Annotated in this window: 19 protein-coding genes; 13 read left to right on the top strand and 6 right to left on the bottom strand. The window is 40.8% G+C overall.

Annotation, left to right across the window (positions count from 1 at the left end; genetic code table 11):
- Positions 1-20: 20 nt before the first annotated feature.
- The 4 genes from pckA to PR809_RS16225 form a co-directional block, all read right to left on the bottom strand.
- Entirely contained in the window at positions 21-1,640 is a 1,620-nt protein-coding gene (pckA, locus tag PR809_RS16240; protein WP_166268261.1) for a phosphoenolpyruvate carboxykinase (ATP), read from the bottom strand.
- A 203-nt stretch (positions 1,641-1,843) separates the two neighbouring features.
- A complete protein-coding gene (gene hslO, locus PR809_RS16235; protein ID WP_102140149.1) occupies positions 1,844-2,716 on the bottom strand; it encodes an Hsp33 family molecular chaperone HslO in 873 nt (290 codons plus the stop codon).
- Between the two features lie 39 nt (positions 2,717-2,755).
- Positions 2,756-3,166 carry a ribosome-associated heat shock protein Hsp15 gene (gene hslR, locus PR809_RS16230; RefSeq protein WP_102140148.1) on the bottom strand — a complete coding sequence of 137 codons (411 nt, stop codon included), beginning with the start codon at positions 3,164-3,166 and terminating at the stop codon, positions 2,756-2,758.
- Positions 3,167-3,230: 64 nt separating this feature from the next.
- The gene (locus tag PR809_RS16225; protein WP_206276163.1) at positions 3,231-5,324 is read right to left on the bottom strand and encodes an IgaA/UmoB family intracellular growth attenuator; all 2,094 of its coding nucleotides are present in this window, start codon (positions 5,322-5,324) and stop codon (positions 3,231-3,233) included.
- Between the two features lie 325 nt (positions 5,325-5,649).
- Here PR809_RS16225 and nudE point away from each other — a divergent pair, with 325 nt between their 5' ends.
- Positions 5,650-6,201 carry an ADP compounds hydrolase NudE gene (nudE, locus tag PR809_RS16220; RefSeq protein WP_102140146.1) on the top strand — a complete coding sequence of 184 codons (552 nt, stop codon included), beginning with the start codon at positions 5,650-5,652 and terminating at the stop codon, positions 6,199-6,201.
- Between the two features lie 156 nt (positions 6,202-6,357).
- Here the strand turns inward: nudE and mrcA are convergent, their stop codons facing one another.
- Positions 6,358-8,871 (bottom strand): peptidoglycan glycosyltransferase/peptidoglycan DD-transpeptidase MrcA, encoded by a 2,514-nt coding sequence (gene mrcA / locus PR809_RS16215; RefSeq protein ID WP_166268257.1) that lies wholly within the window; start codon positions 8,869-8,871, stop codon positions 6,358-6,360.
- A gap of 116 nt (positions 8,872-8,987) precedes the next feature.
- On the opposite strand from mrcA, the gene PR809_RS16210 reads away from it, so the two are divergent.
- From PR809_RS16210 to PR809_RS16155, 12 genes are all read left to right on the top strand, one after another.
- Positions 8,988-9,827, top strand: coding sequence for a pilus assembly protein PilM (locus PR809_RS16210; RefSeq protein ID WP_206276162.1), 840 nt, complete (start codon positions 8,988-8,990; stop codon positions 9,825-9,827).
- Between the two features lie 3 nt (positions 9,828-9,830).
- Positions 9,831-10,376 carry a PilN domain-containing protein gene (locus PR809_RS16205; RefSeq protein ID WP_102140143.1) on the top strand — a complete coding sequence of 182 codons (546 nt, stop codon included), beginning with the start codon at positions 9,831-9,833 and terminating at the stop codon, positions 10,374-10,376.
- On the top strand, positions 10,369-10,917 hold the full coding sequence (locus tag PR809_RS16200) for a hypothetical protein (RefSeq protein ID WP_206276160.1): 549 nt from the start codon (positions 10,369-10,371) through the stop codon (positions 10,915-10,917). The genes PR809_RS16205 and PR809_RS16200 overlap by 8 nt, the downstream gene beginning before the upstream one ends.
- Positions 10,910-11,974, top strand: a complete 1,065-nt coding sequence (locus PR809_RS16195) for a secretin N-terminal domain-containing protein (RefSeq protein ID WP_231068892.1) — start codon at positions 10,910-10,912, stop codon at positions 11,972-11,974. The genes PR809_RS16200 and PR809_RS16195 overlap by 8 nt, the downstream gene beginning before the upstream one ends.
- 507 nt (positions 11,975-12,481) lie before the next feature.
- A complete protein-coding gene (aroK, locus tag PR809_RS16190) occupies positions 12,482-13,003 on the top strand; it encodes a shikimate kinase AroK (RefSeq protein ID WP_004906592.1) in 522 nt (173 codons plus the stop codon).
- 48 nt (positions 13,004-13,051) lie between these two features.
- A complete protein-coding gene (gene aroB / locus PR809_RS16185) occupies positions 13,052-14,140 on the top strand; it encodes a 3-dehydroquinate synthase (RefSeq protein ID WP_166268251.1) in 1,089 nt (362 codons plus the stop codon).
- 263 nt (positions 14,141-14,403) lie between these two features.
- The gene (locus tag PR809_RS16180) at positions 14,404-15,312 is read left to right on the top strand and encodes an SPOR domain-containing protein (protein ID WP_166268249.1); all 909 of its coding nucleotides are present in this window, start codon (positions 14,404-14,406) and stop codon (positions 15,310-15,312) included.
- Positions 15,313-15,394: 82 nt separating this feature from the next.
- Entirely contained in the window at positions 15,395-16,297 is a 903-nt protein-coding gene (gene dam, locus PR809_RS16175; RefSeq protein WP_102140138.1) for an adenine-specific DNA-methyltransferase, read from the top strand.
- A 15-nt stretch (positions 16,298-16,312) separates the two neighbouring features.
- Positions 16,313-16,987, top strand: coding sequence for a ribulose-phosphate 3-epimerase (gene rpe / locus PR809_RS16170; protein WP_102140137.1), 675 nt, complete (start codon positions 16,313-16,315; stop codon positions 16,985-16,987).
- The gene (locus tag PR809_RS16165; RefSeq protein WP_206276159.1) at positions 16,984-17,676 is read left to right on the top strand and encodes a phosphoglycolate phosphatase; all 693 of its coding nucleotides are present in this window, start codon (positions 16,984-16,986) and stop codon (positions 17,674-17,676) included. The genes rpe and PR809_RS16165 overlap by 4 nt, the downstream gene beginning before the upstream one ends.
- Positions 17,677-17,692: 16 nt before the next feature.
- Positions 17,693-18,736 (top strand): tryptophan--tRNA ligase, encoded by a 1,044-nt coding sequence (gene trpS, locus PR809_RS16160; RefSeq protein ID WP_102140135.1) that lies wholly within the window; start codon positions 17,693-17,695, stop codon positions 18,734-18,736.
- A 166-nt stretch (positions 18,737-18,902) separates the two neighbouring features.
- Positions 18,903-19,640 carry a 3-oxoacyl-ACP reductase family protein gene (locus PR809_RS16155; protein ID WP_102140134.1) on the top strand — a complete coding sequence of 246 codons (738 nt, stop codon included), beginning with the start codon at positions 18,903-18,905 and terminating at the stop codon, positions 19,638-19,640.
- A 73-nt stretch (positions 19,641-19,713) separates the two neighbouring features.
- Here PR809_RS16155 and PR809_RS16150 read toward each other — a convergent pair whose 3' ends face one another.
- Entirely contained in the window at positions 19,714-20,919 is a 1,206-nt protein-coding gene (locus PR809_RS16150; RefSeq protein ID WP_102140133.1) for a lactate oxidase, read from the bottom strand.
- Between the last annotated feature and the right edge of the window lie 24 nt (positions 20,920-20,943).

Raw genomic sequence — 20,943 nt, 5'->3', positions numbered from 1 at the left:
CTACCTACTCACAAAACCAATTACAGTTTTGGCCCTGCTTTCACCAGTGCCGCGCCTGCTGGAGTGTCCGTGTACTTATCAAAGTTGTTCACGAAACGTTCCGCTAAATCTTGCGCTTTTTCATCCCACTGTGCTTTGTCTGCATAAGTATTACGTGGGTCAAGGATATTGGTATCCACACCCGGTAATGCTGTTGGGACTTCTAAATCGAATACCGGTAGTTTAATCATGTCTGCTTTTTCGATATCGCCACTTAAGATAGCATCGATGATGGCACGTGTATCTTTGATAGAAATACGTTTACCTGTACCATTCCAACCTGTATTCACTAAGTAAGCTTTCGCGCCCACTGCTTCCATACGCTTAACTAATACTTCAGCGTATTGTGTTGGGTGCAGTGATAAGAATGCAGCACCAAAACATGCAGAGAATGTTGGAGTCGGCTCCGTCACACCACGCTCTGTACCGGCTAATTTCGCAGTAAAGCCCGATAGGAAGTGGTACTGAGTTTGCTCAGGCGTTAAACGAGAAACAGGCGGTAACACACCAAATGCATCTGCGGTTAAGAAGATAACTTTTGTTGCATGGCCTGCTTTAGAAACAGGTTTTACAATGTTTTCAATGTGGTAGATTGGGTAAGAAACACGGGTGTTTTCTGTTTTTGAACCATCATTGAAATCGACTGAACCATCAGCCAATACCACCACGTTTTCCAATAACGCATCACGTTTGATAGCGCCATAGATGTCTGGCTCAGCTTCTTTAGATAGGTTGATCGTTTTTGCGTAGCAACCGCCTTCAAAGTTGAATACACCGTCATCATCCCAACCGTGTTCATCGTCACCAATTAACTTACGTTTTGGATCGGTAGAAAGCGTGGTTTTACCTGTTCCAGATAAACCAAAGAAAATAGCTACATCGCCTTTCTCACCGACGTTAGCGGAACAGTGCATAGATGCAATGCCTTTTAATGGCAACAGGTAGTTCATCATAGAGAACATACCTTTCTTCATTTCGCCGCCGTACCAAGAGCCACCGATCAGTTGCATGCGTTCTGTTAAGTTGAACGCAACAAAGTTTTCTGAATTCAAACCTTGTGCTTTCCAATTCGGGTTAGTGCATTTCGCGCCATTCATAACGATGAAATCAGGTTCAAAACCCACTAACTCCTCATCAGATGGGCGAATGAACATGTTTTTAACGAAATGCGCCTGCCATGCAACTTCAGTGATAAAACGTACTTTTAGACGCGTGTCAGCGTTCGCACCACAGAATGCATCTATGATAAACAAACGTTTACCTGACAGTTGTTCCGTCACTAAATGTTTGAGATCCGCCCAAACTTCTTGCGACATAGGTTTGTTGTCATTTTTACCTTTACCTTGGTCTGCCCACCAAACTGTATCGCGAGTTACGTCATCACGTACAATATATTTATCTTTTGGTGAACGGCCAGTAAAGATACCAGTATCAACCGCAACAGCACCTAAAGTGGTCACTGTTCCACGTTCATAACCTTCAAGTCCTGGCTTAGTTTCTTCCGTGAATAATAGCTCGTAACTTGGGTTATAAACCACTTCAGCTACATCATGAATACCGTACTTTTCAAGTTCCTTCAGGGTAATGCTTTTAGCGCTCATTATATTGCTCCTGGTAAACATAACTAATCTGCGGATGATCATAATTCTTTACGACTAATTAACAGCGATTGCTATCAAAGAATTGAAAATGTATAATTTTTTTTAATTCATAATGAGACTTAGAGCACGTAATAATGCTTTAAAATTATAAAAAAAAGGTGCAGAATTGCACCCTTGTCACATAATTAGGTTGCTAAATCGTATCAGTGAAGTTGCTGATTTAGCTCATTATTTAACCCTTGAAGATCAGATTCAATAAATACGTAGTGTGAGCCACAAAATTCACATTCCATATCAATTTTCCCATCTTTGTGCAAAATATCGATAACATCTTCCTTAGGTAAGGTGGCTAATGTACTTTCACAACGCTCCCTTGAACAAGTACAACGAAACTCGACAGATTGTGGGTCATATAGCGTGACATCTTCTTCATGATAAAGACGATGTAAAACCTCTTTCACATCCAATGTACTCAGTTCTTGGCCCTTAATCGTGGCCGTCAGTTGCACTAAGTGGTCAAAGAAGTCATGGCTTGTGTCATTTGCTGCAGGCAAAACTTGCAACAACATGCCACCTGCACTTGGTTTCCCATCCACTTCACCCACACGAATGAATAAACGGGTTGGTAATTGCTCTGATTGGCGGAAATAGGCATCAATGCTTTCTTCGATAGAATCCCCTTCGATCGCTACAATCCCTTGATAACGTTCACCTTGACTCGGTGTAATAGTAATCACTATAAAGCCGTTACCAACCATCTGTTTCAGGGTGCTACCTGCAACAACTGGGCCATCTACACGTGCAACACCACGCATCTGTTGTAAATTATTACCGTTGATAACCGCCAAATTAACAGGGCCATCACCTTGAATTTGGACAGTAATATCGCCATCGAACTTCAACGTTGCCGTTAATAAACTGGTTGCAACAAGCAACTCTCCTAGCAAACCTTTTACCGCTGTTGGGTAGTCATGGTTTTCTAAAATATGTTCAAAAGTTTCATCAACACTAATCATTTCTCCACGAACGGAATGTTGTTCAAATAAAAAACGGTGGAGTGAGTCTTGGTTTGCCATAATATCTCTCTATTGCTCTGACTGTTGCTCAGGCCGTCATTAAGACGACTCATGAGAATTTGTTTGTTTAAACTTTAACAGAGTACGCCGTTCTTTCTTATCTGGACGTCGCTCTGGATGTGGCATCGTAAGTGCGTTCATCTTACGTGCTTGTGCCATTTTCTCTCGTTGCTCAATACTTTCTACGGTTTCACTGTACAGGGACTGTGCTTCCGGTGCGCCTTTGCGCTGGCTGCTGATCTGCAAGATTTCAACCGTACGTTCATCATTACCTTGCCGAAGTTTAACGACTCCATGCAGCTCAACAATTTTCCCAGGCTTAGTTCTTTGCCCATTGTAATGGACTTTACCGCCTTCAATCATTTCACGGGCGACGGCACGCGTTTTATAGAATCGCGCAGCCCACAGCCATTTATCAAGGCGAACAGGTTCTATAGTGGATTGATTCATGGGGCCTCCTCGACATAAGTCTGAATCAAACTAAGAAGAGGCTCCCTCTATTTTCGGGATGATACTATCGACGATAGGGAGGGGGATTAGCCTCAAAGCATTTATCATAATATTCTGTGATATTACGCAAACGCTTCTTATTATTCAAAACACGTAGCACAATCAACGAACCATTTAACAGCGCACACACCAACAAAAACAGTATAAAAAGCGCACTACATATATACTGAGATACCACTTTTGCATTGGGTTCTTCATGCAACACAATCTGCAATGTGCCATTGGCATCTACGGATAAACGAGTAATAACCCCTTCAATATTGAACGGTGTATTGATCAGAAGATTTGATAACCTTTGCAGCTCTTGCCAGCGCTGTAATGGCGATTGCTCATTAAAAGAAATTCCCGGTATCGAATCGACTAAAGGCTTATTTTCATCACTAATTAATAAAACACCGCCAGGGGGCGGACTATTAATCTTGCGCACTTCTCTGTCTATTTCTGTACTGATAAAATCATATATGGTGTCTTCCACGATGTTTTCCAAGGCCTCAGCACTGCCTGCACGTAATAAAACATGAGCCCCTTTTAATTTCCCCGCGGACGCTTTTTTTACTAAAGTAGGCCAATCCTCTGTACTTCCTAGGTTAGTCAGCGCATTTTTTAGTTTTAGGCAGTTATCAGAATTATGGCACAGTTGTTCTGTGCCCATAATAATAGCTGAAAAATCAAAGATAATATTCATCCCTGATTTCATAATATCGCGCTGTAATCTTGGGTTAACGCCTACCGAGTTTTTATCTGGATGCAACTGGCTTTTGACGGTATCAAGCAATGTTATTGAGCGCTCAACAACTTCCGATTGGGGCTCGGTCAATAAACTAACATCATTCCAATAAATACCTGAGCAATCAAACGGCACAAATTGTGCTTGGTTTTCTTTATTCAAATTTGGAGGGCGGTAACACATCCCTTTCCCTTGGGCAACTAATGTATCCCCAATTTTTATTGGCCGAGAAACAAGATCATTAGGGCTATCAACCTTAATTTTCTCTGTGCCACCTAACCAAGCAAAACCGAGCTTTATCGGTAACCCCATCGGTTGATAGGCAAATATCAGAGTCATCGTTAACAATGCCCCAACTAACATCAATACATTCTTTTTGAACCGCTTGTATGGGTAATAACGTTCTTCTTCATGCAAAGAAAGGTACTTGCCGTGCTTAACTACCTCACCAGTCGTATAAAAATCAATATTAACAGCTTGATTCTCTTCGTATTTTAAATAATTTGCCCAATGACTGGGGTAGTACAAGTCAATACCTGCAATAGACGTATTCGTGGAATATTTTTTATCAAGCTCACCATAGAGTTCCCAGCGCTTTGGCTGACCGTGAATACATTGAATATCTTGATATTTTCGAGGAAACATCCTAGAGCGAAAGAGAACAAGTAACCCAATAACAAACGTAATCATGGTAATCACTAACCCCGATTCCTGTAATAACGGAATTGAAACGAGGGTTAAATAACCAAATAAAAAACTCAGGCAAATAATTGCGGCGCCAAGCCAACCTGTAGAATGGTGTAACCTATGCTCTTCAAGCGTCTCTTTACGAACTTTCAATCGCTCAATACTATGTTCACCACGTTCTTGAATCGCCGCATCAGACCATGTTGAGTTGCTTGGTACACCTGTTTGCCATTCACCACTGAAATCCTTCAACGAATGGCTGTTCATTGAAATGATCAAGGGTAAGTGGTCAGTTTCTACAATCTCCATGACATTTTGGCGTTGCAAAAAAGGTTCAAGCTGCGAAGGGAGCTGAACCTCAATAGTATCAATGAAATAGCGCCAGCTATTCCCTTGTTCTTGACGTAAGTTAAAACGCGTTAATGAATGACAAACCGTGGCAATTATTGAATTTTTTTTGATTTGCCATGGATATTGAGAAGTATTTATTGATATAGCAGCGCAATAATTCAAATACTGGGAGATGGTTTGGTAATCTGAATCAATCATTTTTCTAAATGATGGTGACGCAACAGAAGGTATTTGATAGACGCCAGAACGCCGCCCCCGCCTAAAAAATAGGAAGGAAGCCATTATAGTTAGGCTAATAACAATTATAGCCGTTATAATGACATGGTTCAGCATTGTTTCCCCAATGAAAAATGAATAAGAAAAGCATATCAGCCCTCACACTTCCTAAAAATAAGCCGATTCCTATTCTATTTGTGGTTTTTATTTTAAATTACAACACCTTGTAAAAAATGTTTTATTTATTTACCCATATTATTTGTTTGAGCCGATTATACTAACAGCATTTTATCTACTCGATAATATCTATCATTTTATTTTGATATAGGTCATAGTTGTATGATGATTTCAAAATACAGACCGAGCTAGATAAACTGTGTCCTGTAAATCAATGAAATAGGCTTTTAGCAATAGATTTTACTCATCCTGTTCGGAAATCGTTATGACAGAGTTAAAAAAACCTAAAATCTTGAATATTCAAGATGTTGCTCAATCAAAATTATTCAGCATTCAATCAGTTGACCTCGAATTTAGCAATGGTGAAAAACGAGTCTATGAAAGAATGCGGCCCGCAAAACGCGAAGCGGTTCTTATCGTTCCTATCATGGGTGATAACCTCATTCTCATTCGCGAATACGCTGTCGGGATTGAAAGCTATGAATTAGGCTTTCCCAAAGGTGCTATCGACCCCGGTGAAATCGCCATTGAAGCAGCCCAGCGTGAACTCAAAGAAGAAATTGGTTATGGCGCTAATCACATTGTTCAGCTCGCCAAACTGACAATGTCACCCTCATACTTTTCGAGTAAAATGAATATTCTTATCGCTCAAGACTTATACAGCGAAAAACTCGAAGGAGATGAACCTGAGCCTCTACAGCAGGAACTATGGCCAATATCTCGAATGATGGAATTACTAGAACACCCAGATTTCAACGAAGCTCGGAATATTAGCGCACTTTTCTATCTAGAACGTTACTTAAAAAGTATTAAGTAAAAATACGTTTTATTGTATCAGCGGAATGTTATTTCCATAACCCATCATGAGTGTGGCTATGTAACCCACTGATATATTAGTTTTCTCTATAGAAAACACCCCATGTTTAAAATCAACAATGGGGTGCTAATGGTGAAAACTTAGCCAACAATAACGTTAAAATAACTCTTGGCTAACCCCACCTTCCGTTGAAATTGTCGTACCCACCTCTTGAACTGCATGTTCTTTCGGTTCAGTTCCTTCAATAAAATACTCACGGCGGGAAGAACCTAATTGACCTGTTCGGCTATCAATGGATACAGAAATAACCCCCTTAGGCGGCTTCATTGTTTTGACTGGCACCCCGGCCAAAATTGACTTCATAAAGTCGTCCCACATTGGTTGTGCGCTTTTCGCGCCAGCTTCACCGCGGCCTAATGTACGCCTATTATCATCAAAACCTATCCATGCAGAAGCAACAACATCTGGGCCATAACCAGAGAACCAAGCATCTTTCGAGCTATTCGTGGTTCCTGTTTTCCCACCAATATCACGCCGACCACCTAAGTCTCTCGCTGCACGCCAACCGGTACCAGACCAACCGGGCTCACCATAGATATTGGTCATCATCGCATCCCTAATTAAGAATGCGAGTGGGGTATTAATCACATGAGGTGCATATTGGTCAGCGGAGCTCCCATTTAGGTCAGCTGCCGTTGTTAGCTCCATTGTTGGCTCTTGTATCACCGTATTGTCGGACTGTGTCACTTCTTCGGTAGAGTCATCATCAATACCTTTGCTCGCAATAGTGCGCTCGGTATCCCCATAAATCACAGGAATATCCGTGCAATCAGGGCATGCTATTTTAGGATTGGCTTCGAAAATAACCTCATCATTATGATTTTCGATCTTCGAAATATAGTATGGGTCAATCAAATACCCGCCATTGGCCATGACGGCATACCCACGAACCATTTGCATTGGTGTAAATGATGGCGCACCTAACGCTAATGCCTCTGTACGGTTAATATTTTCCGCAGGGAAGCCAAAACGTGTCAGATAATCAGCGGCATAATCCACCCCCATGGCTCTCATCGCACGAACCATCACGACGTTTTTTGATTGACCTAAACCTTGGCGTAACCGAATAGGTCCATCATATCGAGGTGGTGAATTTTTAGGACGCCAATCAGAACCAGCGCCCGCATCCCAACGGCTAATCGGCACATCATTAAGTAATGATGACAAAGTCAGGCCTTTATCCATCGCGGCTGTATACAAGAAAGGTTTAATATTCGAACCCACTTGTCGCAATGATTGGGTGACCCGGTTGAATTCACTCATATTGAAGTCAAACCCACCAACAAGTGCAATAATTGCACCGTCATTTGGGTTTAAAGCAACAAATGCCGCATTCACATCAGGTACTTGCCCTAACCACCAGTTATCTTTAACTTTTCTAACCCAAATTTGCTCACCCACCTGCATGACTGCGTTTACAGCTCTTGGCGCGGCACCTTGTTGAGTATCTGAAATAAATTTACGCGCCCAACGCACTCCGGTCATCGTAATAGGGATTTGCGAACCATCAGCTAACATCACTTGTGCTTCTGAAGCGGTGGCAGATGTGACGACAGCTGGCATTAAAGGCCCATAGGTAGGCATTTTTTTCAATTTTTCGACAATCTGCTCTGCTGTCCAAGCGGTTTCATTCTGTTTCCATAAAACCTCAGCAGGGCCGCGATAACCATGACGCGTATCGTAGTCGATCAAATTATTACGAACTGCCGTTGTGGCAGCTTCCTGATCTTTACGGATCACCGTAGTGTAGACTTTATATCCATCGGTATAGGCATCTTCGCCATATTTATCAAACAGGGTTTGACGCGCCATTTCGGCTAAATACGGCGCAGAAAAATCGATTTTCGGCGCATGATACGAAGCCACTATTTTTTCATTTTTTGCTTGTTCATACTGGTCTTGAGTAATGTACTTTTCCTCAAACATACGAGAAAGGACCACATTACGACGGCTTACCGCACGATCATAAGAGTACAGCGGGTTAAATGTAGAAGGTGCTTTTGGTAAACCCGCAATCATCGCAATTTCACTGAGGGTCAACTCATCCACTGTCTTACCAAAATAAACGTATGCAGCCGCCCCGACGCCATAAGCACGGTTACCTAAATAAATTTTATTCAGGTACAGCTCCATAATTTCATCTTTAGTAAAAAGCTGCTCAATGCGAATAGCCAAAAATGCCTCTTTAGCTTTACGCATCAAGGTTTTTTCAGGACTTAAATAAAAGTTTCTCGCGAGCTGCTGCGTGATCGTACTCGCCCCCTGGGAGGCGTGACCAGATGATGCCATTACGGTAACTGCACGGAAAATACCAATAGGATCAATCCCATGGTGGTCATAAAAACGGCTATCTTCAGTGGCGATAAACGCTTTTATCATTAAAGGAGGGATTTCGGCCAGCGGCAAAGGAATACGACGTTTTTCCCCATATTGGGCAATCAATTCGTTATCCGCACTGTATACCTGCATTGGAATTTGCAGACGAATGTCCTTCATTGTTGCTACATCAGGTAACTCACCTTCAACATATTTATACATGCCATAAATCGAGGCGGTTCCCAAAAAAATGCAACAGAAAACAAGAATAAAAAAATATTTTACGAACTTCACCGGAAAATTCCCATGCTCGACTAACAAGAGGGTTTAGATATCACTAACACACAGTATAAAGCTTATACAGCACAATAGAAAACGTAATTTATTTGTTAATGATAAGGAAATTAATTATGTATACATCAAAATGGAACATTGGGATCGACCTATATCAAGATAGAATACAGCTAGTCGCTGCAAAGCGACGCAGACAATATTGGCACTTATGTGAATGTTGGCAACAACAATTACCATTCGAGCTGACGGATAGTTCTAGCCATGAACAATATAAAATTTTACTGAATATTTTATTACAATGGCGTCAGAAATTACCTAAAAAGTGTTCTGTCTCCTTCGCATTACCCGCTGTTCGCACAATAAAACAACAAATTTCATTACCAAGTGAAATCAATTTGCCACAGCCAGAACTCGGTTGGTATTTACAATCTCAAGCTGAAAAACGTTTTGCTATGCACGCCCAAGAGCTAGTTATCGACTATCGTGTCATCAAGCAACAAGTTTATTTTAATGGGGCTCGCCAGTCAGATATTACTTTTTGGCAAAACCTACTTACAGAAAGCGGGTTCAACCTGCTGGCTATTGATGTCGCCCCCATAGCTTTACGCTATGTGGCAAGAAATGCGGGTTTACCCGATGAATGTTGGGTTGTTCATTATCGTCAAGGTGAATGGCTTTGGTCAGGGCCAATTAGCCAGCCAGCGAATTATAACCATTTGCAAGATACCGATATCCCAACAATTTCTCATTTACTGCCCTTTCTTGATCAAGAAAACACCTCTCCCGCCTCACCTATCTACCTCATTACAGACCATCAGCATACTCATCGTACTACTGAGGCAGCTCATCTCTGGGAATTACGCCAAGCTTTTCAACAGAGTAATATTAAATTACCCCAATTGCTGGGAGATTTTGTGATTGCGGCTGGTCTTGCTTTACGTCATGGAGATATTTAACTGATGGAACTATACCAAGTTAATTTTCTCCCTTGGCGCCAACGGCAAATAAAAAAGAAGATCCGAGCGTTTTTACTTTTTTGTTCTGTGATTTGCTGCTCGGTGATTACAGCATGTGTATTTTTATTTATTTTTCAACATATTGAGATAGAAGACCTAAAAAACAGAAAGCATAATAACCAACTGCAATACGAACAGATACAACAATTAACATTGCAAATCACAGATCAACAAACACAAATTAATCGTTTAATGAACCAAAAAAGAAAGATAGATAACATTATGGTAAATAACCAATTTTTACTTGGTCTCTTACAAAATCTTTCAACTATAACTCCCCCCAGAAGCTGGCTAACAAATCTACAGTTAATGAATAACAAAATAGAAATCAAAGCTAACAGCTATGACTTTCAAGATATCAACTCGCTCGGCCTACAACTTAAAAATCATCCTGGTTTGAGTGACATTCAATTGAAAAAAATCAGCCGAGTGAATCAGTTAAACCGTTTACATCTAACAGCCAAATATCAAGGGGGCCTCGATGAGTGAATCAACACATTCTTTTTGGTATCGCCCATTTTGGCAACAAACTCTACCTGTTTGGTTCTTAATTGCGCTTTGTATCTCAATGGGGTATTTTTTACACTGGAAGGAAAATCAAAATAAAATCATGGAATTAGATACTGAAAACCTGAATTTAATTGAAGCCATCGCAAAAGAAACAAAAATCATCCACCGCTCACCTTCATTACAACAGCTTGAAAAACAAGCTCAATTGTTAAAACAATCCGTTAATATTCAAGAAGCGCCTCTTGAATCCCTTACGCAGTTAAATACCTTACTCTCACATTCATCTGTCACACTTAACCAGTTACAACCAACTGATATCAATACCTATTTCATGGAACTTCAGGGCACTTTCATTCCTATTTATCACGTTATAGAACAGCTTCTTACCCTTCCTCAAACACAAAAATGGCATTTCCATGATATAAAAATATATTTAAAACAAGGGATTATCGTTACCGCCATCTCATTTTCATTATTCAACAACTCTCTCGCTATCAAGGATGATAACCATAATGAATAGTTCACTAATTAACATTCCCAAAGTGATTGTTGTGGGGCTCTTCTTTCTATTTTCATTTTTAGTCTCTGCCGAAGAGATTCGAGATCCCTTTGCACCACTAACGCCACCTTTTACAACAGAAAATCACCTCAACTCAGAGACAGTAGTCGCACCGATAACGCCAAATAAAACATCACTAACCGAAAAAATATTTAAATTAGTCTCAATCAATGTCGAAGAAGTTCATCATCTATTAAAGCATTCAGGTACTTCGTTATTATCAAAAAATGCATCTATCCATCACGATATCACGACAAACAGTCTCATTATTAAAGATAGTCCAGAGCGGTTAGCACTGATTGATGAGTGGATAAAACATAAAGATAAGCCGAATAAACAAGTGCAAATTACCGCACATATCATTAGTAGCAGCCGAACTGCATTACAAGAATTGGGTTTAGAGTGGGGAATGATGACAGGGGGAAATCTGACCACTAATCATTTAAATCGCTACAACCGTTACTCTTCAACATCAGGGCAATTTTCCTTCAACGTTCTTAGCCTTAGTGATGGTTTACTTGAAATGAAACTAAAAGCATTAGAAAAAGAAAATCTGCTTTCTATTATTGCAAGTCCTCGCTTAGTTGCTTCACATCAACAAGCCGCAAGTATTCAGCAAGGTACAGAGATCCCCTACGTCACCAGTAGTGAAAAGAAAACTCACGTACAATTTAAAGACGCTGTACTGGGGATGGATGTCACACCTTCCATTGCACGTGATGAAAAAATTGAGTTAATCCTTAAAATTAGCCATAACTCGCCTGATACGGCACTCACGAGCAGTCAACATCATCACTTGGCCATCAATAAGCAAGAAATCGCCACAACCGTCACCATCAAAAATAACGAAACCCTTATTCTTGGGGGGATTTTTCAGCAAAAACAAGAAAAAACAGAGATGGGGTTACCTTTTTTATCCCATATCCCTTTCTTAGGGGCATTATTTACAAATACGGCAGAGCATACAGATAAGCGTGTCCTTATTGTTTTTATAACACCAAAACTTATCAATATTTAATATGGGGAAAATAACACATATACTTCAACTAGTTGAATACGCAATAAGTCAAAGATGACAAAAAAAAATATTTTTTATGCCATAAACCTACCGGATAAATTTGACGCTGGCGTCGTTTTAGCATACAAGGTTATCCATTGAGTGTTCTAACTATCCGTAGATTAAAGAACAAGCTGTCAGTCGCTTATAAAACAGCCACAATTAATGTTGCTCTACACTTAACAGAAATAGCTAGCTAATACTAATAGCTAAAAACTGTTAAAAACCATGATAAACAAGGCATTAGACAACATAGACGGCTCAAATATCGAAACCTGTAATTTGAAATATGGCACTTTGCATGCTTAGTGCCATATTTATATAGTTGCAATTCAGGTTGATGTATTGAGATAATTTTCTTATCTGATCTCACATCATCACTTATGAGGTTTCAGTTTAGGTCCCGCCGCTAATCTGATTGGCGGGGCGGGTAATCATTAACGAATAATCGTAGTAATACCAAAAAACATGGCAGAGAAACGCAATATCTTTCTGGTTGGACCAATGGGTGCTGGCAAAAGTACTATTGGCCGTCAGTTGGCTCAACAGCTTAATATGGAGTTTTTCGACTCTGATCACGAGATAGAAAAACGCACTGGCGCGGATGTAGGCTGGGTATTCGACCTTGAAGGCGAAGAAGGCTTTCGCGATCGCGAAGAAAAAATCATCAATGAGCTTACAGAGAAACAAGGCATTGTATTAGCAACGGGCGGTGGCTCTGTTAAGTCCAAAGAGACCCGTAACCGCTTATCCGCTCGCGGTGTCGTTGTTTATCTTGAGACCACTATTGAGAAGCAACTATCTCGTACACAACGTGACAAAAAACGTCCACTGCTACAAGTTGACGAACCCGCACGTGAGGTACTTGAGAAACTGGCTGACGAACGTAATCCTATGTATGAAGAAATTGCTGATATTACTATTCATACTGATGAGCAAAGCGCAAAAGTTGTTGCCAGCCAAATCATTGAACTATTAGAAAAAAACTAATTATTCATGGTGTTATTTTCAAAAATGAACTCAAGGTGGTAAAGCAAGATGGAAAAAGTCACCGTCACTCTAGGCGAACGTAGTTATCCAATCAATATTGCACCCGGCTTATATCAACAAACGGGGGCGTTTTGGCCATTAACTGCGGGTCAACGAGCAATGGTTGTGACAAATGAAACTCTTGCCCCTATTTATCTCGATAAGATAAAGAATGCCCTTGAATCTTCAGGCGTAAAAGTTGATACCATCATTTTACCCGATGGTGAACAATACAAATCATTATTCATTATGAATGATGTATTTACCGCATTACTTGAAAAACACCATAACCGTGACACCACCCTCATCGCTCTTGGTGGGGGCGTCATTGGCGACCTTACAGGCTTTGCTGCAGCAAGCTATCAGCGTGGCGTGCGTTTTATTCAAGTCCCTACAACCTTATTATCTCAAGTGGATTCTTCTGTCGGTGGTAAAACCGCCGTCAATCATCCATTAGGGAAAAATATGATCGGTGCATTTTATCAACCGGCTTCTGTTGTGGTTGATCTCAACTGCTTGAAAACACTTCCACCAAGAGAACTCGCCTCCGGCTTAGCTGAAGTCATTAAATACGGCATTATCCTCGATAGTGAGTTTTTTAGCTGGCTAGAAGAGAATATTGATGCTCTCCTCTCTCTTGATGACCAAGCGATGGCCTACTGTATTCGCCGTTGTTGTGAACTAAAAGCACAAGTCGTTGCTGCGGATGAAAAAGAAACTAGTGGGTTACGTGCACTATTGAACTTAGGCCATACTTTTGGGCACGCTATCGAGGCGCATATGGGTTATGGCGTCTGGTTACATGGTGAAGCTGTAGCCGCTGGTATGGTCATGGCAGCAAAAACAGCTGAATTGCTTGGTCAATTTACTCCTGAACAAACCCAGCGGGTAGTCACACTTTTAAAGCGTGCATCACTTCCCGTCAAAGGCCCTTCACAAATGAAGCCCGATGATTATCTTCCACATATGATGCGGGATAAAAAAGTGATGGGTGGAAAACTGCATTTAATTTTACCTACCACAATCGGCCATTCGGAAATGCGTTCAGATGTTGATACGCAAACTGTCATTGCGGCAATATCATCCTGTATGCCATAAAACGAAGAAAAAACCGAATATTTACTGACGTTTTAAAATGTTACTGGTAGATGTTCGCTAAAGTCGTTAAATTATACGGTATGCCTACACCTATAGACGAAACTCTGAAAAGCATATTATCAATACCACTTTGGCTAGCGTGGTATTACGAAAGGATATATGCTTTAAAAATAAGCAGCAATGTCCTGCTTGGTCGTTAAGAGGTTGTACTGATAAGAGACATTTTATCTCTACTATAGGCAAATTTTATTCGGGAGAGGAAAATGGACGAATTTAAACCAGATAACCAGCCTCAAGGTCAAAATGACCTTAGGCCAGATACATCAGATAGACCGACAGGGCGTTCACGCCAATCATCTGCTGCAAAACCTAAAATTGCACTCTCACGCCAACATATCATGATCGGCGTGGGTGTCTTAGTTTTATTGCTGCTCATTATTGCTATCAGCTCAGCGTTAAAAGCCCCTACAGAGCATGAAAAGCAACAAACAACGGGTGCAAATAATTCACAAAATATCGACTTATCGGGCTCCTCATCGTTGACAAACTCACAAGGTCAAACGCTATCAGGGCAACCACAAGAAATTACAGGTTCACAAATTACGCCAACGCCAACCCAAGGAGAGCCTCAAACTCAACCAAATGGTCTGGGAGAGCGAATCGAAATACCTGGCGATGTGGTTGATGCCTTAAATCAAGGCCAAGTTTCGGTACCAGGCACTAACCAGCCACAAAATACGACACCGTTAACGCCACCACCGGTTAAACCTGTCGAACAACAACCTGCCGTCAAACCAGTGGCGCCAGAAAAAACACCTGTAAAACCCGTTGAGCAAAAACATCCTGTGCAGACTAAACAGCCAGCGAAATCTACATCAACGGCGAGTAGCCAGGGTAGCAATATCATGTCTGCGCCAGCAGGTAGCTACACATTACAGCTTAGCAGCGCAAGCCGTTCTGATACACTGGAAGCTTTTGCAAAAGAAAACAAGCTGGCCAATTACAAAGTCTATAAAACGATACGTAATGGGCAAACCTGGTATGTTCTTATTCACGGGAATTATAGTTCAGTGACCGATGCCAAAAATGCAATAGGAACCTTACCTGCTGCAGTGCAAGCGAAAAAACCGTGGGTTAGAAATATGAAACAAGTCAAACAGGATCAAAAATAACAACGTTTTTCCCCGGGCGCATTATGTTGTCCTGACAGAGTATAAATGCAGTTACTCTAAACGATTGTAATAATAAGACGGCATGAAAAAAAAACGCGCTTTTTTAAAATGGGCTGGGGGTAAATACCCCCTTGTGGAAGAAATCAAAAAACACCTTCCACAAGGTGATTGCTTAATTGAACCATTTGTTGGTGCGGGGTCAGTGTTTTTAAACACCAGTTACGATTCCTACATACTGGCAGATATTAACAGTGACCTCATCAACCTCTATAATACAGTTAAAGATAATACTGATGCTTTCATTGAAGAAGCCCAGCAAATCTTCACACCTGAATATAATACTTCCGAACAATATTATTTAATGCGTGAAGCCTTTAACCAATCGACCGATACTGAGAAACGCAGTGTCCTTTTTTTATACTTAAACCGCCACTGCTATAATGGGTTATGCCGCTATAATTCTCGTGGTGAATTTAACGTTCCCTTCGGCCGCTATAAAAAACCCTATTTCCCGAAAGAAGAATTACTGTGGTTTGCTGAAAAATCACAAAATGCGACATTTATAACTCAGCATTATGGTGAAACGTTGCTCAATGCAAAAGAGGGGGCTGTTGTCTACTGTGACCCTCCTTACGCACCTTTATCAGATACAGCTAATTTTACGGCGTACCACACGAATTCCTTTAATTCGCTTGAACAACAAAACTTAGCTATTTTGGCACAAAAATTATCAACAGAAAGCAAAATCCCTGTCTTGATCTCAAATCATGATACCCCGATGACAAGAGAGTGGTATTATCAAGCTCAGTTACATATTGTAAAAGTACGTCGCACCATTAGTAGAAATATATTAAACCGGACAAAAGTTAATGAGTTACTGGCATTATATCCGGGTATACCTAATAGCCTTTCTCCTAGACAAACGGATAAGAAAAAAATGCAGCGCCCTGTACCTAGTGCTGAATGGCTCTCAGATAACGATTAATAATCGGAGACAATTATGAAAAACTTTCTCATTGCCCCATCTATTTTATCTGCTGACTTTGCCCGTTTAGGTGAAGATACTGCCAAAGTTCTGGCCGCTGGTGCCGATATCGTGCATTTTGACGTTATGGATAACCATTACGTGCCCAACTTGACGTTTGGGGCGCCTATCTGTAAAGCGCTGCGAGACTATGGAATTACCGCCCCCATCGATGTTCATTTAATGGTCAAACCGGTCGATAGGATCATCCCAGACTTCGCTAAAGCAGGGGCAACTCATATCAGTTTCCACCCAGAGGCCAGTGAACATGTTGATCGCTCATTACAATTAATTCGCGAAAATGGCTGTACTGCAGGGCTAGTATTTAATCCAGCAACTCCACTAAGCTACCTTGATTATGTCATGGATAAAGTTGACATGATCCTGCTAATGTCCGTCAATCCAGGCTTTGGTGGCCAATCCTTTATCCCACAAACTCTCAATAAATTGCGCCAAGTCCGTAAACTCATTGATGAAAGTGGCTATGATATCCGTTTGGAAGTCGATGGCGGGGTTAAAGTTAATAATATTGCAGAAATTGCAGCAGCAGGTGCCGATACTTTTGTTGCAGGTTCCGCAATCTTCGATCAACCAGACTATAAAACCGTCATTGATGCAATGCGTAGCGAATTACAAAAGGTATCTCAATGACTGACATGGTATTAGAGAATATCAAAGCAATAGCTTTCGATTTAGACGGCACTCTTGTAGACAGCGCAGATGGCTTAGCTGAAGCCATCGACAACATGCTAAAAGAACTTGGCTTTTCACCCGCAGGTAAAGAGCGTGTCTCTATTTGGGTTGGTAATGGCGTGGATGTTTTAGTTGAACGCGCGCTTTCTTGGGCTGAAGCCCAAATAACACCCGAGTTACAAAAAGCTGCGCGAGCTAGCTTCGATAAATTCTATGCCATTTCTGTCACAACTGGCAGCGAACTATTCCCTGAAGTGAAAGAAACCTTAGAGCAACTAGCAAAATATGGCCTCCCAATGGGCATTGTGACCAATAAGGCCACACCATTTATTGCACCGCTCTTGAAGAAATTAGGTATTGAACACTACTTTTCTCTTGTCTTGGGTAGCGATGACGTCAAAGCTTTGAAACCACATCCCGCTCCCCTCTACTTAACGATGGGAACATTCGGTTTACGTAAAGAAGAATTGCTTTTTGTCGGCGATTCTCGTAATGATATTATTGCAGCGAAAAACGCTGAATGCCCGTGTGTCGGTCTGACCTACGGTTATAACTATGGTGAATCTATTGCACTGAGTGAACCGAACTGTGTATTAACACATTTTTCTGATTTATTACCTGCAATTGGGTTATCTGAAATAAAATAAGCAAGGACATAACTAAATGAGCACTCCCACTGAAAATTTAAAGCACCCCCAAAAACCAATCGTATTCAGCGGCGCACAGCCTTCCGGTGAATTAACCATCGGTAACTATATGGGTGCATTACGTCAGTGGGTACAAATGCAAGATGACTACGATTGCATTTACTGTATCGTTGACCAGCACGCAATTACCGTTCGCCAAGACCCTATCGAACTGCGTAAAAGAACTCTCGATACACTCGCGCTTTATTTAGCCTGTGGCATTGACCCGAAAAAAAGTACCATTTTTGTACAGTCACATGTGCCGCAACATGCCCAATTGAGCTGGGCGCTTAACTGCTACACCTATTTCGGTGAATTGAGCCGTATGACTCAATTTAAAGATAAATCAGCGCGCCATGCAGAAAATATCAATGCCGGCCTATTTGACTACCCAGTATTAATGGCTGCGGATATTTTAATTTATCAAACAAATCAAGTGCCTGTTGGTATTGACCAGAAACAGCATCTTGAATTGAGCCGAGATATTGCTCAACGCTTCAATGCCATTTATGGTGATATTTTCACAGTACCCGATCCATTCATTCCAACTGGTGGTGGTGCTCGTGTTATGGCATTACAAGATCCAACCAAGAAAATGTCTAAGTCCGATGATAACCGTAACAACGTTATCGCCTTATTAGAAGACCCGAAATCTGTCGTGAAAAAAATCAAACGCGCAATGACTGACTCCGAAGAGCCACCGCGTATTCGTTATGATTTAGAAAATAAGCCGGGTGTTTCTAATTTATTAGACATTATGTCAGGCGTGACTGGCAAAAAAATTGCAGAACTTGAAACCGAATTTGAAGGGCAAATGTACGGTCATCTTAAAGGCGCTGTGGCTGAAGCCGTTTCCGGTATGTTGACCACACTGCAAACTCGTTACCATGAATTCCGTAATGATGAAGCGTTGCTCAACCAAATTATGGATGAAGGCGCAACGAAAGCAGCTGCACGTGCACAAGAAACCCTAGATAAAGTTTACGAAGCAATTGGTTTTGTTAAACGCCCACAACGCTAGCCAAATAAAAAGCGCTTACTCATCAATGGGTGAGCGCTTCCATTAATACATAATCAATTTTTTTCACAGACTCCTTCTATTTTTCTATCTGGAGTCCCCCCATCTTTATCTATTAAATACCTTATCTATTGATTTTAAATTATTTAATTAATAATAAGGGCACCCTATGTTATTCAAAAACAAACATGCTATTGTTCAAGGCGGCTCACGTGGTATTGGTGCGGCTATTGTGAAAAAACTCGCCAGAGACGGGGCCAATGTTACTTTCACCTATGCCTCATCAGATGAAAATGCAAAATTATTGATCACTGAAACAGCGCAATTTCCCGGTAAAGTCATGGCTATCAAAGCCAATAGTGCTAATGAGTATGAAATTACAGCAGCAATCAAACAGTCATTTGATAAGTTTGGATCTATTGATATTTTAATTAACAGTATTGGTATTCTTGAATTTGGTTCAGTAGAAACCCTCTCTCTAGAGTCATTTGATCGTTCCTATTCCCTAAATGTACGCAGCTTATTTATTGCCAGCCAATCCGCATTAGCGGTTATGAATGATAATGGACGAATAATTCACATTGGCAGTGTCAACTCAGAGCGAGTGCCATTTGAAGGCGGGTCTGCCTACGCGATGAGTAAATCAGCCATCATTGGCTTAACAAAAGGCATGGCTAGAGATGTGGCTTCAAGAGGGATAACGGTCAATAACGTTCAGCCAGGCCCCGTAAATACAGATATGAACCCAGAACAAGGCGAGTTTGCAGAGAGTCTGAAACAAATAATGGCCTTAAAACGCTACGCTAGTGCTGATGAAATTGCTGATTTTGTATTGTACTTAGCTAGCCCTGCTGCTGCTTATATCACGGGAGCAAATTTAAATATTGATGGTGGATTCACAGCTTAGTCTTCGCTTTTGCTTATAACAAAAAAACGGGATATTTTTCCCGTTTTTCATTAACCAATGAGTTTAACTTTAATTATTGAAAATCTTTGTCGGTATATAACTGAGTTGCTTTTACACCTTCAATATTTTTCGCACCACCTAACATCATATTGATAGATAATTCTTTATTTAATTGCTGAATGACAGAATTAACCCCTTCTGCACCACCTAAATTTAATCCATAAAGAATAGGACGGCCTACAGCCACAACATCAGCACCACTCGCTAAAGCTTTAAATACATGTGAACCACGGCGTACACCACTGTCAAAAACAATAGGAACACGTTTATTCACTACTTTTGCAATTGACGGCAACACATCAAAAGATGCAGGACCACTGTCTAATTGACGACCACCATGATTAGACACCCAAATAGCATCCGCGCCAGCTTTTATCACAACATCAGCATCTTCAGGTGATTGAATACCTTTGACAATAACCGGTAAACCTGACAATTTTTTCACATATTGAATATCTGCTGGCGTAAATGCTTGCTTCGCTTGCGCATAAATTTCACTGATCCCAGCACCTTTACCTGTTTTCGAGCCATCGCTATTTTGCTGAGCAAATAGTTCTAAATTGGCAAAACCTAACGGAAACTGAAAATTATTACGAATATCATCTTCACGATATCCACCAACAGGTGAGTCCACCGTCAAAATGATCGCTTTAGCACCACTTTCTTTAGCCCGTTTCAACGTAAATTCATTGAAAGCCTCGTTTTTACTCATATACAGCTGAAAAAAGAATGGGTTATTTCCCGAAACTTCCGCAACTTCTTCAATAGTTTTATTGCCATAAGTACTGAGAGAAAAAATAGAACCTGCTTTAGCCATACCTTTTGCAGTCGCTATTTCACCCTCTTTATGAGCGAGACCTTGAGCCGCCATCGGCGCCTGAATAATCGGTGTTTTAAGTTTAATACCTAAAAAATCAGTTGATAAATCAATATCTGAAATTTCAATACCTTGCATCACACGTGGCATAATGTATTTTTTATCAAAATGCTGCGTATTTTTATTTAAATTCAGCTCATCTTCAGCACCACCACGGATGTAGCCAAAAGCGCCTTTTTCCATATTTTTTGCCACTTGGCTTTCTAGCTCATCCAAATTGACAATTTTAATTGGGCCTTCTTTATCGCTCGCTTTATATTCAGCAGCTTGAGCCGTCCCTAATGTTAAAGCAACAGCTAATAGTGTTGATGTCACAACGGTATTTTTTTTGAAATTCAACATGATTAATCCTTTACTTTCTTGTAC

It is taken from the genome of Providencia sp. PROV201 (assembly GCF_028479545.1).
GTDB classification, from domain to species: domain Bacteria; phylum Pseudomonadota; class Gammaproteobacteria; order Enterobacterales; family Enterobacteriaceae; genus Providencia; species Providencia huaxiensis.
The sequence above is the reverse complement of the archived record's forward strand: the minus strand, read 5'-3'. Positions and strand labels throughout refer to the sequence as shown.